This window comes from Pandoraea pneumonica (genome assembly GCF_902459645.1).
GTDB lineage: Bacteria > Pseudomonadota > Gammaproteobacteria > Burkholderiales > Burkholderiaceae > Pandoraea > Pandoraea pneumonica.
Genome location: NZ_CABPSK010000007.1, coordinates 1 through 12,054, shown reverse-complemented (window position 1 = coordinate 12,054; position 12,054 = coordinate 1). Strand labels below are relative to the sequence as shown.

The window sequence follows — 12,054 nt, the reverse complement described above, 5'->3', positions numbered from 1 at the left end:
GCGGCGCGACGACAGAATCGTGTCTTGACGAAGACGCGCGCCGTGCAAAACGGCGCGTCAGCGCAATAAAGTCAGTGCAATAAATCTTGGGAACAACAACGATGCAAGAAACGGGTTGCTGAAGACGAGCTCCAGCGGTCCCGGCCACCCTGTGAGAAGGGTTTAGCAGGACCAGCGTCGCCAGGGCCAGGCCCCCCGGTCGATCACGCTCAGACTCCGTTTCTTGTTCAGGAACATGCGTTTGAATGCAGTGTGAAGATTGGCAATGCGCCGAAAGATTTCAGCCTGCCAGTGAGGGCGTTGCCTTAGGCACGATGGCCCGGGCGGCGCCCAGAATTGAGGCGACTATACCATCGGTGTCAATCGTTTGTATAGATTCGCCATGGTTGTAGCCGTACGGCACCGTGAGCGAGCGGCAGCCCGCCGCGCGTGCCGCTTGCGCATCGTTGCCCGAGTCGCCGACCAGCACGGCTTGCGCCGGTGCGACGCCGAACGCCTCGCACGCTTTGACGAGCGGCATCGGATCGGGCTTGCGCTTCGGCCACGAATCGCCGCCGTACACCAGGTCGAATTGGTCGAGCAGACCGTAGTGTTCGAGCAGCGCGACCGCGAAACGATGTTGCTTGTTCGTGATGCACGCCACCGGCAACCCGGCAGCGCGCAAGGCTGCGAGACCTTCACGGACTTCCGGGTAGAGCGCCGTGTTCTCGCCGTTGATCGACGTGTAGACGGCTTCGTACTTGTCTTGGGCGCGCGCGAAATGGGCGTCGATCTCTGATTCGGGCAGGCGCTCGGCGAGCGTCTTGCGCACGAGATTGGCCGTGCCCTTGCCCACGAACGTCATCAGGCGCTCGGTCGGCACCGGGGCGGCGCCCAGATCGGCCAGCATGGCATTGAGGGCAACGCCGAAATCACCGGCCGTGTCGACGAGCGTGCCGTCAAGGTCGATGAGCACGGCACGGATGCCGTCCAGGTGCAGGTCGCGGGAGATGTCGTTCGAGTTCAGGGGCGTGGACATGGCGTCGGCCTTATGGTGTTCGCCTTATTACGCGGCGGTGGCCACGCTGGCCAGTTCCGCGCGCATTTGGTCGATTACCGCCTTGTAGTCGGGTTTGCCGAAGATGGCGGAGCCCGCCACAAAGGTGTCGGCACCCGCGGCAGCGATCTCGGCAATGTTGTCCACCTTCACGCCGCCGTCGATTTCCAGACGGATTTGACGGCCGGTCTCGGCGGTGTAAGCGTCGATGCGGGCACGCACGGCGCGCAGCTTGTTGAGCGCTTCAGGAATGAACGACTGGCCGCCGAAGCCCGGGTTGACCGACATGATCAGGATCATGTCGAGGCGATCCATCACGTGATCGAGGTAATTCAGCGGCGTGCCCGGGTTGAAGACCAGACCGGCTTTGCAGCCGTTATCGCGAATCAGGCCCAGCGTGCGGTCGATGTGTTCCGAGGCTTCCGGGTGGAAGGTAATCAGGTTGGCACCGGCCTTGGCAAAGTCCGGCACGATACGGTCGACCGGGCGTACCATCAGGTGCACGTCGATCGGCACGTCCACGTGCGGGCGGATCGCCTCGCAGACCAGCGGACCGATCGTCAGGTTGGGAACGTAATGGTTGTCCATCACGTCGAAGTGAATCCAGTCGGCACCGGCGGCCACGACGTTACGGACTTCTTCGCCCAGCCGGGCAAAGTCGGCGGACAGGATGCTGGGGGCGATGCAGAATTGCGTCATGGCGTGATGGGGGGTAGAGCGTCAAAAGCGCTATTTTAAAGCTTTCGTCAGATGCCTGTCTGAAAGCCGGTTGCCCCCTGCGGCGACTTGCCGCAGAATGCCTTGCAAATCAAGACGACACGCGCTGGACGCGCGGCAGGTGCCAGCAACGAAGGTATCGGCACCGGCCAGCAAGACCAGACAGACCTAAATACCGCACGTATGCGCAACAGGAACACCCGATGAGCCAGTACGAATTTACCGTCACGGTGCGCCCGCAATACCTGCCCGAGCAGTCGGAACCGGACCGTCGGCAATTCGCCTTCGCCTATACGATCACGATTCGCAACAGCGGGGAAGTGCCTGCGCAATTGATCTCGCGCCATTGGGTCATTACCGATGGCGACAACAAGGTGCAAGAGGTCAACGGCCTCGGCGTCGTGGGGCACCAGCCGTTCCTGCAACCGGGCGAACAGTTCGAATACACGAGCTGGGCCATGGTCGGCACGCCGGTCGGCACCATGCGCGGCGAATACTTCTGCGTGGCCGAGGACGGCACGCGCTTCGAAGCGCCGATCGCCGAATTTGCGCTCACCATGCCGCGCACCCTGCACTGAGGGGCGGCATGCGCGAGGCGGAGCAAGCGGGCGCGGGGTGGTCGGAGGGAACGCCCGCGATGTGTTCAGAGGCGGGGCAGTGGGGTCAGCGGCGATCGTCCGACCAGTCTTCGCGTTTGAGCGGATCATCCAGCGGGCGAGCGGAGGCGGGGTCATCGATGCCGTCGACCGTGTCGCTCGGCATCGGACGCACCGGTCTTTCCCGCATCTGGCGCACCCGGCGGGTGCGCGACGGCTTGCGACGCATCACCACAATCGCGGCGACGATCACGATCGCCAGCAAGACTTCCGGCAAGACCAGCAAGGCCGGATATTCATCGAACAAATTACCCATGATGCTTTCCCTGAATGTGTTCGGGCGGTGGCGTGCCGGCCGGGGCCTGGCGCTCGCCGCATTTGCCGCATTGCTTTACGGTTGTTCGAGTGTGCCGCCCAAGGACGCTTATCGTCCAGGCACGCCGCCGTCGAACGTCGCATCGCCGCCCACGGGGGCTGGGCGCATGCAAGCCGTGTCGTGGTCGCAAGTCGATGGCTGGCAGGACGACTCGCTCATCGGCGCCCGCCTCGCGCTCGCACAAAGCTGCGTGAAGCTTGGGCGTCAAACCAACTGGCAGCCTGCCTGCCGTGCGGCCGAGCATCTCGACGACCTCGACCCGGCGTCGGTGCGCCAGTTCTTCGAGCAGTACTTTACGCCGTTTCGGATGGCCAACTCCGATGGCACGCAGTCGGGCCTGATCACCGGCTACTACGAGCCGTTACTGCATGGCTCGCGCGTACGTAGCGGTATCTATCAGACTGCGCTCTATCGCTGGCCCGCTGGGCGCAAGGTGGGCTCGCTGCCCGCACGTGCTGAACTCAACCGCAGCGGCATGCTGCGCGGCAATGAGCTGGTCTACGTGGACGACCCCATCGAAGCGTTTTTCCTGCAAGTGCAGGGCTCCGGTCAGGTGCTGCTCGACGACGGCACGGTCATGCGCGTGGGCTACGCCGGGAATAACGATCAGCCTTACAAGTCCATCGGCCGCTGGCTGATCGACCGTGGCGAGATCACCGCCGCCCAAGCGACGATGCAAGGCATTCGCGCGTGGGCGAAGGCGAATCCGTCGCGTGTCGACGCGCTGCTCGACGTGAATCCGCGCTTCGTGTTCTTCCGCGAGATGCCGAATCATGGCGTGGGCGGCATCGAAGGCCCCATCGGGGCGCTCGGTGTGCCGCTCACCGCAGAACGCTCGATTGCCGTCGATCCGGCATCGATTCCGCTGGGCAGTCCGGTGTTTCTCTCCACCACGCGCCCGCCGTTCGGGGCACAGGCTAACGCGCCAATCAGCCGCTTGATGTTTGCGCAAGATACCGGCAGCGCCATCAAAGGCGGCGTGCGCGCCGACTTCTTCTGGGGCCTGGGCGACGACGCAGGCGATCTGGCCGGGCGCATGCGCCAAAGCGGCCGCATGTGGGTGTTTCTGCCGAATCAGTAAGCCGTGAGGGCAGGGGAACGTTGCGGCGCTGAATCACTGCCGCATCGATTGAGGCGCCCTAGTTCTTCGCGCTGAAAACAAAAAGCCCGCGATAGCGATATCGCGGGCTTTTTTATCGCCGCAGCGACGGCGGCGCGTTTGATGCAACGTCAGACTTAGCGCGGGCGCTTATCCACCACGCGGCGTGCCTTGCCCACCGAGCGCTCGATACCGCCCACCGGACGCACGCGTACCGCGCACGACACGCCGATCAGCGTCTTGATGTCGCGCTTGAGTTCGCTGCCAGCCGTCTTCAACGCGGCGTCGTCGTTGCAGCCCACAGCGGCTTCGACGTCGACTTCCATCGTGTCCATCGGGCCTTCCTTGTCCAGCACGATCTGATAGTGCGGCGAGAGCACCGGCTGGCGCAGCAGCAACTCTTCGATCTGCGACGGGAACACGTTCACGCCACGAATGATCATCATGTCGTCCGAGCGGCCGGTGATCTTCTCCATGCGGCGCATCGTGCGCGCCGTGCCCGGCAGCAAACGCGTGAGGTCGCGCGTGCGGTAACGGATGATCGGCAACGCTTCCTTCGTGAGCGACGTGAACACCAGTTCGCCGAACTCGCCGTCGGGCAGCACTTCGCCCGTCTCCGGATCGATGATTTCGGGGAAGAAATGGTCTTCCCAGATGGTCGGGCCGTCTTTCGTCTCGGCGCATTCGCACGCCACACCCGGGCCCATCACTTCCGACAAGCCATAGATATCGACCGCGTCGATGCCCATGCGCTTCTCGATCGCCACGCGCATGTCGTTGGTCCACGGCTCTGCGCCGAAGATACCGATGCGCAGCGACGAATCGGCAGCCGCCATGCCCTGACGTTCCAACTCGTCGGCAATTGCGAGCATGTAGCTCGGCGTGACCATGATGATGTCGGGCTTGAAGTCTTGAATCAGTTGCACCTGCTTCTCGGTCTGGCCGCCGCCGAACGGAATCACCGTCAGGCCGGCACGCTCGGCACCGTAGTGAGCGCCCAAGCCGCCCGTGAACAGGCCGTAGCCGTAGCTCACATGCACTTTGTCGCCGCGACGCGCGCCCGAGGCGCGAATGGAACGCGCCACCAGATCGGCCCAATTGCTGATGTCGTTGGCCGTGTAGCCCACCACCGTCGGCTTGCCCGTCGTGCCCGACGAGGCGTGAATGCGCGAGACCTGCTCCATCGGCACCGCAAACATGCCGAACGGGTAGCTGTCGCGCAGATCCTTCTTGGTCGTGAACGGGAACTTGGCCAGATCGGCCAGCGTGCTCAGATCATCCGGATGGACGCCAGCCTCGTCGAACTTGCGCCGGTACACCGGCGAGTTCTCATAGGCATGCCGCAGCGTGGTCTTCAGCCGCTCAAGCTGAAGCGTGCGCAGTTCGTCGAGGCTCGCTTTCTCGATCGGATCGAGCGGCAAGGCGGTGGTCATGTCTGTCTCCTTGGGGCTTACGACTTACACGTACTGTTTGTTGTGACTCGCGAGCGTGGGCTCGCGCGTTGCCGGACAGCGTCAGATGACGTTGCCCTTGATCTGTGCGGACTTGCCGCGGAACATCGCCACCACTTCGCCTGCCGCGTTGGTCACGCGAATGTCGTAGACGCCGTGACGGCCCGACAGCATTTGCTCCTGCGCTTCAGCCGTGAGCGTGTCGCCGCCGAACACCGGCTTGATGAATTCGATGCTGCAACCGGCCGCCACCGTGTTGATGTTGTAGCTGTTGCAGGCGAAAGCGAACGTCGAGTCGGCCAGCGTGAACATCAGGCCGCCGTGGCAGATGGCGTGACCGTTGAGGAATTCGTCGCGCACGCGCATGCTCATGCGGGCGTAGCCGGGACGCACTTCCTGCAACTCCATGCCCAGCCATTGGCTCGCACGGTCGGTGCTGTACATCGCATCGCCCGTGGCGCGCGCCAGTTCTTCGGGCGACATGTCGGATACGGCTTTTCCTGCGGGGGCGGTCAGGCTCATGGTGTCTCTCGTCTCGTTCGTCTTGTAATGGTGCTGGTCTCTCGCGCGGCGCTTATGGTTTTGGCGTTCGGTTCGCGTCGCTGCTTTTCTCTTTAGATCGAGGGGCCGATCAGCGGCCCTCGAACTTTGGCGCGCGTTTCTGGAGGAACGCGTTCACGCCTTCGGCATAGTCATACGAAGCGCCCAATGCGCGTTGGCTGTCGCGCTCGAGGTCGAGTTGCTGGTCGAGCGTGTTGGTTGCCGACGCGTACAGCGCTTCCTTGATCGTGGCGAGTGCCTTGGTGGGCTGCGTGGCGAGATTCGCGGCAAGCTTCTGGGCTTCGTCCATCAGCGCCTCGTCGTCGACACAGCGCCAGATCAGGCCCCACTCGGCGGCTTGCTCCGCAGAGAGCTTGTCGCCGAGCATGGCCAGCGCCATCGCACGTGCCATGCCGATGCGTTGCGGCAGGAACCACGTGCCACCGGTGTCGGGCAGCAGGCCGATCTTCACGAATGCCTGAATGAAGTTGACCGAGCTGGCGGCCAGCACGATGTCGCACGCCAACGCCAAATTGGCTCCGGCGCCCGCCGCGATGCCGTTCACGGCAGCGATCACCGGCATCGGCATGGCGCGCAGCTTGCGTACCAGCGGGTTGAAGTTCTCGTCGATCAGCGCGCCCAGATCGGTCGAAGCGCCCGGGGTGAAGTCGAGGTCCGCCAGATCCTGCCCTGCACAGAAGCCGCGTCCGGCACCGGTCAGCACGATGGCGCGCGCGCCCTTCGCCTGTGCGGTGTCGAGCGCATCGCGCAGTTCGGCATGCATCTGCCGGGTGAAGCTGTTGAGCTTCTCCGGGCGGTTGAGCGTGATCGTGGCGACGTTGGCTTCCAGCGTCAGTTGAATCGTGGCAGTCATCGGGGGCTTCCTCCGGGTGTCTCGTGCGGTAGCGGCGCGTTTAGACGCGCTCGATAGCAATGGCGATGCCTTGACCCACGCCGATGCACATCGTGCAAAGGGCGTAGCGGCCGCCGGTGCGGTGCAGTTGATACATGGCCGTCGTCACGAGACGCGCGCCCGAGGCACCCAGCGGATGGCCCAGCGCAATGGCGCCGCCGTTCGGGTTCACGCGCGCATCGTCGTCGGCAATGCCGAGTTGACGCAGCACGGCGAGCCCTTGGCTGGCAAACGCTTCGTTGAGTTCGATCACGTCGAACTGGTCGAGCGTCATGTTCAGTTGCTTGAGCAGCTTGAGCGTGGCCGGTGCCGGGCCGATGCCCATGATGCGCGGTGCGACACCCGCCGTTGCCATGCCCAGCACGCGAGCGCGCGGGGTCAGGCCGTGCAGCTTGGCGGCGCTCTCGCTCGCCAGCAGCAGGGCGCACGCGCCGTCGTTCACGCCCGAGGCGTTACCGGCGGTCACCGTGCCATCGGGGCGCACAACGCCCTTGAGCTTGGCCAGCGCTTCGAGGCTCGTGGCGCGCGGATGCTCATCGTGCTCGACGACGATCGCGTCGCCCTTCTTCTGAGCAATGGAGACGGGGGTGATTTCTTGAGCCAGCGTGCCGTCGGCTTGTGCACGAGCGGCTTTCTCTTGGCTGCGCAGCGCGAACAGATCTTGATCGGCGCGGTTGATCTTGAAGTCGTCGGCAACGTTCTCAGCCGTTTCCGGCATCGAATCCACACCGTATTGCGCCTTCATCAGCGGGTTGATGAAACGCCAGCCGATCGTCGTGTCGAAGATGGCGGCTTGACGGGCGAAGGCGCTGTCGGCCTTGCCCATCACGAACGGGGCACGCGTCATCGACTCGACGCCACCGGCAATCATCAGACCGGCTTCTCCCGCCTTGATCGCGCGCGAAGCGCTGCCGATGGCATCCATCCCCGAGCCGCACAGGCGGTTGAGCGTGGCACCCGGCACGTCGATGGGCAACTCGGCGAGCAGCGCGGACATGCGCGCCACGTTGCGGTTGTCTTCACCGGCTTGGTTCGCGCAGCCGTAGATCACGTCGTCGATCAGCGTCCAATCGACATTCGGGTTGCGCGCCATGAGCGCTTTGAGGGGAATGGCACCGAGGTTGTCGGCGCGAACGTCCTTCAGGGCACCGCCGTAACGGCCGATGGGGGTGCGGATCGCGTCGCAGATGAAGGCTTCGGTCATGATGTCTCGTTCCTGTCTTGAAAGGCGGGGTTCGCGCGGTGCGGAGGCGGCGGGTGCCGGGTGCTTGGTGCCCCGCCTGCCGTCGGTGCCGCAGGGAGTCACCATGGTAGTGACTTCCCGCAGCCGGTGTGCGCGTTCGCTCTCTCTATATATAGAAGGGGGATGTTGTCCGAATGAAGATCAGGCGGCGCCCGCGTCGGACTTGGCCGGCACGTGGTGGCGGCTCTGCACGACACGGAAGCGATTCGACACAAAGGCCGCGTCGGCCAGGCTCGCGTTCGCCGCCGGGTTGCCGCCGGTGCCGTGGTAATCCGAGTAAGCCGCCGACTGGTTCACGAACACGCCGCCGGTCAGGTTCAGCGAGAGGGCCACACGGCCTTCGATGGCGGCGTCGAGCGCTTGGGCTTCGCCTTCGGCCGTCGTCGTGTAAGCCGACAACGTGAGTGCGCCATGTTCGGCAGCAATGCGACCGGCCAGTTCGAAGGCTTGCTTGCCGCTGTCGACGGCGATCACGAAGGCGATCGGGCCAAACCATTCACGCGTGTAGACGGCTTCATCGGCCACGTCGAGCGCCACGATCAGCGGCGTGCGTACGCGGGCGTCGGCAAAGGCCGGGTGTTGGAGTGTCTGGCTGTCGAGGACGACGCGACCCACCTTGCGGGCTTCGTCGATGCGCGCGACCACGCCTTCGTTCTGAATGGCGCCGAGCAGTTCGACCGCCTTGGCCGGGTCGCTACACGTCTTTTGCACGCTACCGGCAATCGCTGCGACCACGTCGTCGAACGACACATGGCCGTCGGCCGTCTGGATGCCGTCGCGCGGGATATAGATGTTTTGCGGGGCCGTGCACATCTGGCCCGAGTAGAGCGCCAGCGAGAAGCCGATGTTGCGGGCCACGCCCTTCAGGTCGTCTGTCGAATCGATCACGATCTGATTCACGCCAGCCTTCTCGGTATAGACCTGCGCCTGACGGGCATTCGTCTCCAGCCAGTCGCCGTTGGCCGTGCTGCCGGTGAAGTCGATCACACGCACTTCGCCCCGCTTGGCCAGTTGCTGGACGATCTCGCCGTCGTTCGGGTTGGTCGCAGCCAGCGTGACGACGTCCGGATCGAAACCGGCTTCCTTCAACACTTCACGGGCAATCTTCACAGTGATCGCGAGCGGCAGAATCGCGCCCGGATGCGGCTTGACGATGACGGCATTGCCGGTGGCAAGGCTCGCGAACAGGCCCGGGTAGCCATTCCACGTCGGGAACGTGCAGCAGCCGAGCACCAGCGCGACGCCGCGCGGCACGACGGTGTAACGCTTTTCCATCGCCAGCGGCGGGTTCTTGCCCTGCGGCTTTTCCCAGTAAGCGTCAGCCGGGATGCGGCGCAGTTCGTCCCACGCGTAGGCCACGGCTTCGAGGCCACGGTCTTGGGCGTGCGGGCCGCCAGCTTGGAACGCCATCATGAAGGCCTGGCCGGTCGTGTGCATCACGGCGTTGGCCATCTCGAAGCTGCGTGCGTTCAGGCGCTTGAGAATTTCGAGCGAGACACCGACCCAGGCGTCCGGGGTGGCGGCGCGGTACGTCTTGTGCGCATCGCTCACGCGGGCGAGCAGGGTGTCGATCTCGAAACCGGGGTAGGTCGTGCCGAGGGCGAAGCCGAACGGCGACGTTTCCTGACCGGCGCTACCGGTGCTGCCAGCTTGTTCGAGCGGGAATGCGGCGTTCAGATACTGTTTGAAAGCGGCTTCACCGTCGGCCGCCGCCGTCTCGCCATAGGCGCGCGGGCTCGGCATTTCGGTAAACGGGCTCCAATAACCACGCGTGGCGATGGCCTGAAGGGCGCGCTCAAGAGTCTCTTGGTGTTTGGCGAAGAGGGGATGGGTCATGGTGGCGGGTTTGTCCGTGTCGGAGTGCGGCTGGCGGGTTAGCTGTCTGCCTACACCCCCTCGCGAACGAGGACTTGCGGGCAGCGCAGACGACGTGCTGTCATTTAGTCGGCGTCAACATTAATTGACCGACCGGTTGGTTTGTTAATATAGCATCAAATCTTTCGGGCGTGGCACGTGATGATGCCGGGTTTTCCCCGAATATTTCGGCGGCTCGAAGGGGCGCCGGAACGACCGTCGGCAGGCCGTTTGCATGGCGGAACGAGAGATGCGTGGGCGGGGGATCGATGGCATCATGCCTATCCACTACAGTCGACGCGCGGCCGACCGCTATCCATGGTCAGCCGAGCGCGCCGCCAGCCCCTGAATCACAAGACGAGACTTTGACTGGAGGAATAAGAGGATGACGACGTACGAGAACATTCTGGTGGAGACGCGTGGTCGCGTCGGTCTGATTACGCTGAACCGCCCGAAGGCCCTCAACGCATTGAACGACGCGCTGATGGATGAACTGGGCACGGCGCTCACCGCATTCGATACCGATGAAGCCATCGGCTGTATGGTCATCACGGGCAGCGAGAAGGCATTCGCCGCCGGTGCCGACATCGGCATGATGTCGAAGTACACGTTTGCCGACGTCTTCAAGGGCGACTACATCACGCGCAACTGGGAGACGGTGCGCCGCATTCGCAAGCCGGTGATCGCGGCGGTGTCGGGCTTCGCGCTTGGCGGCGGGTGCGAGTTGGCGATGATGTGCGATTTCATCATTGCGGCGGACAACGCCAAGTTTGGTCAGCCGGAAATCAAGCTGGGCGTCATTCCGGGCGCGGGCGGCACGCAGCGTCTGACGCGCGCCGTGTCGAAGGCGAAAGCCATGGATATGTGTCTGACGGCGCGCTTTATGGACGCGGTGGAAGCTGAACGTGCGGGGTTGGTGTCGCGTATCGTGCCGCTCGACAAGCTGCTAGAAGAAGCGCTTGGCGCGGCCAATACGATTTGCGAATACTCGCTGCCGGTGGTGATGGCCGCGAAAGAGGCGGTCAATCGCGCCTTTGAATCGACGTTGGACGAGGGCGTGCAGTTCGAGCGCCGTCTGTTCCATTCGCTGTTCGCGCTTGAAGATCAGAAGGAAGGCATGGCCGCTTTCGTCGAGAAGCGTAAGCCAGTGTTCAAGCATCGCTGAAACTGCATGAGAAACTGTGACGGCCTCCTTTTTGGAGGCCGTCGTATGTTAGGCTGCCGGTTTTTTCAGCAAGGACAAGACGATGTCGATGAATCGACGTGCATTTGCGCTGGCCCTGGTCGTGGCTTCAGGGCTGTTGTTGGGTGCCTGCGGGAAGAAAGAAGAAACGGCGGCCGGTCGCTCGGTCGGGCCGGACGGTTCGCAGCCTGTCTACGTGGTCGGCTCGGACGCAGCCTATGCGCCGTTCGAGTTTGAGACCGATAACCGCCAGATTGCCGGTTTCGATATCGATGTGATGAAGGCCGTGGCCGACAAGGCGGGCATCGCGATACGTTTCATCAATACGCCGTTCGAAGGCATCTTCAATTCGCTGGTGCAAGGCGATCGCGACATTCTTATCTCGGCGATCACGATTACGGATGAGCGCCGCAAGCAGATGGATTTCTCGACGCCTTACTTCGAGGCGTCGCAGTTGATTGCCGTGCCGGCGAATTCCAGCGTGAAGAGTTTTGATGACTTGAAGTCGCTCAAAGTCGGCGTGCAGACGGCCACGACGGGCGATGAGGTCGTGCAGAAGCTCATGGGTAAGAACAACCCGTCGGTCAAACGCTTCGAAGGCACGCCGTTGGCGATGAAGGAACTTGAAGCGGGTGGCGTGGACGCGGTGGTGGCCGACAACGGTGTGGTGGTGAACTTCATCACGAATAATCCGAATGCCAAGCTGCGCACGGTCGCGGACAGCAACTTCCCGAAGGAGTATTACGGGATTGCCGTGCGCAAGGGCGATGCCGAGCTGCTGGCCAAGATCAATAAAGGCATCGAGGCGATCAAGGCGGATGGGACTTACGACGCCATCTATCAGCGCTACTTCGGCAAGAAGTAAGGGTGTGAGCGGTTGTGAATAAGGAAAAAGCCCCGTCTCGACGGGGCTTTTTCATGGGTTTTCAAATTATTTTCACAAAGGGCTTGCGCTGGTTCCGGGTTTTCACTAATATCTCGTCTCTCGCAACGACAGCGACGCAGCGAAAGCAGCGAAGCAAGTAAGTGCGACGGGCTGGAAAGCC

At 63.2% G+C, this 12,054-nt stretch carries 12 protein-coding genes; 4 read left to right on the top strand and 8 right to left on the bottom strand.

The genetic code is table 11. From position 1 onward, the window contains the following. Nucleotides 1-280: 280 nt before the first annotated feature. Together PPN31114_RS24815 and rpe are read right to left on the bottom strand one after the other, a co-directional pair. Nucleotides 281-1,018: a phosphoglycolate phosphatase gene (locus PPN31114_RS24815; protein ID WP_150682207.1), complete on the bottom strand. Its 738-nt coding sequence runs from the start codon at nucleotides 1,016-1,018 to the stop codon at nucleotides 281-283. A 27-nt stretch (nucleotides 1,019-1,045) separates the two neighbouring features. Further along, nucleotides 1,046-1,735 (bottom strand): ribulose-phosphate 3-epimerase, encoded by a 690-nt coding sequence (gene rpe / locus PPN31114_RS24810; RefSeq protein ID WP_150682206.1) that lies wholly within the window; start codon nucleotides 1,733-1,735, stop codon nucleotides 1,046-1,048. A gap of 221 nt (nucleotides 1,736-1,956) precedes the next feature. On the opposite strand from rpe, the gene apaG reads away from it, so the two are divergent. Next, nucleotides 1,957-2,331 (top strand): Co2+/Mg2+ efflux protein ApaG, encoded by a 375-nt coding sequence (gene apaG, locus PPN31114_RS24805; protein WP_058376217.1) that lies wholly within the window; start codon nucleotides 1,957-1,959, stop codon nucleotides 2,329-2,331. An 85-nt stretch (nucleotides 2,332-2,416) separates the two neighbouring features. Here apaG and PPN31114_RS26275 read toward each other — a convergent pair whose 3' ends face one another. Beyond that, nucleotides 2,417-2,665: a hypothetical protein gene (locus tag PPN31114_RS26275; RefSeq protein WP_174988465.1), complete on the bottom strand. Its 249-nt coding sequence runs from the start codon at nucleotides 2,663-2,665 to the stop codon at nucleotides 2,417-2,419. Between PPN31114_RS26275 and mltA the strand changes: the two genes are divergently transcribed. Then, nucleotides 2,664-3,806, top strand: coding sequence for a murein transglycosylase A (mltA, locus tag PPN31114_RS24800; RefSeq protein ID WP_246182740.1), 1,143 nt, complete (start codon nucleotides 2,664-2,666; stop codon nucleotides 3,804-3,806). The genes PPN31114_RS26275 and mltA overlap by 2 nt on opposite strands. 155 nt (nucleotides 3,807-3,961) lie before the next feature. Here mltA and paaK read toward each other — a convergent pair whose 3' ends face one another. The 5 genes from paaK to paaN form a co-directional block, all read right to left on the bottom strand. Beyond that, on the bottom strand, nucleotides 3,962-5,257 hold the full coding sequence (gene paaK / locus PPN31114_RS24795; protein ID WP_150682205.1) for a phenylacetate--CoA ligase PaaK: 1,296 nt from the start codon (nucleotides 5,255-5,257) through the stop codon (nucleotides 3,962-3,964). A gap of 81 nt (nucleotides 5,258-5,338) precedes the next feature. Further along, nucleotides 5,339-5,797: a hydroxyphenylacetyl-CoA thioesterase PaaI gene (paaI, locus tag PPN31114_RS24790; RefSeq protein WP_150682204.1), complete on the bottom strand. Its 459-nt coding sequence runs from the start codon at nucleotides 5,795-5,797 to the stop codon at nucleotides 5,339-5,341. Between the two features lie 109 nt (nucleotides 5,798-5,906). Beyond that, nucleotides 5,907-6,689, bottom strand: coding sequence for a 2-(1,2-epoxy-1,2-dihydrophenyl)acetyl-CoA isomerase PaaG (paaG, locus tag PPN31114_RS24785; RefSeq protein WP_150682203.1), 783 nt, complete (start codon nucleotides 6,687-6,689; stop codon nucleotides 5,907-5,909). Between the two features lie 40 nt (nucleotides 6,690-6,729). Continuing rightward, complete coding sequence (pcaF, locus tag PPN31114_RS24780; RefSeq protein WP_150682202.1) at nucleotides 6,730-7,932, bottom strand: 3-oxoadipyl-CoA thiolase; 1,203 nt, start codon at nucleotides 7,930-7,932, stop codon at nucleotides 6,730-6,732. Between the two features lie 180 nt (nucleotides 7,933-8,112). Beyond that, a complete protein-coding gene (gene paaN, locus PPN31114_RS24775; protein ID WP_150682201.1) occupies nucleotides 8,113-9,807 on the bottom strand; it encodes a phenylacetic acid degradation protein PaaN in 1,695 nt (564 codons plus the stop codon). A gap of 403 nt (nucleotides 9,808-10,210) precedes the next feature. Between paaN and PPN31114_RS24770 the strand changes: the two genes are divergently transcribed. Together PPN31114_RS24770 and PPN31114_RS24765 are read left to right on the top strand one after the other, a co-directional pair. After that, entirely contained in the window at nucleotides 10,211-10,990 is a 780-nt protein-coding gene (locus PPN31114_RS24770) for an enoyl-CoA hydratase (RefSeq protein ID WP_150682200.1), read from the top strand. An 82-nt stretch (nucleotides 10,991-11,072) separates the two neighbouring features. Further along, a complete protein-coding gene (locus PPN31114_RS24765) occupies nucleotides 11,073-11,873 on the top strand; it encodes a basic amino acid ABC transporter substrate-binding protein (protein WP_150682199.1) in 801 nt (266 codons plus the stop codon). The last annotated feature ends 181 nt before the right edge of the window (nucleotides 11,874-12,054 follow it).

Coding starts and splice junctions, on each gene's coding strand:
- paaI (WP_150682204.1), bottom strand. CDS start 5,797: ATGAGCCTGACCGCCCCCGCAGGAAAAGCCGTATCCGACATGTCGCCC.
- paaN (WP_150682201.1), bottom strand. CDS start 9,807: ATGACCCATCCCCTCTTCGCCAAACACCAAGAGACTCTTGAGCGCGCC.
- PPN31114_RS24770 (WP_150682200.1), top strand. CDS start 10,211: ATGACGACGTACGAGAACATTCTGGTGGAGACGCGTGGTCGCGTCGGT.
- apaG (WP_058376217.1), top strand. CDS start 1,957: ATGAGCCAGTACGAATTTACCGTCACGGTGCGCCCGCAATACCTGCCC.
- PPN31114_RS26275 (WP_174988465.1), bottom strand. CDS start 2,665: ATGGGTAATTTGTTCGATGAATATCCGGCCTTGCTGGTCTTGCCGGAA.
- paaK (WP_150682205.1), bottom strand. CDS start 5,257: ATGACCACCGCCTTGCCGCTCGATCCGATCGAGAAAGCGAGCCTCGAC.
- pcaF (WP_150682202.1), bottom strand. CDS start 7,932: ATGACCGAAGCCTTCATCTGCGACGCGATCCGCACCCCCATCGGCCGT.
- paaG (WP_150682203.1), bottom strand. CDS start 6,689: ATGACTGCCACGATTCAACTGACGCTGGAAGCCAACGTCGCCACGATC.
- PPN31114_RS24815 (WP_150682207.1), bottom strand. CDS start 1,018: ATGTCCACGCCCCTGAACTCGAACGACATCTCCCGCGACCTGCACCTG.
- mltA (WP_246182740.1), top strand. CDS start 2,664: ATGATGCTTTCCCTGAATGTGTTCGGGCGGTGGCGTGCCGGCCGGGGC.
- PPN31114_RS24765 (WP_150682199.1), top strand. CDS start 11,073: ATGTCGATGAATCGACGTGCATTTGCGCTGGCCCTGGTCGTGGCTTCA.
- rpe (WP_150682206.1), bottom strand. CDS start 1,735: ATGACGCAATTCTGCATCGCCCCCAGCATCCTGTCCGCCGACTTTGCC.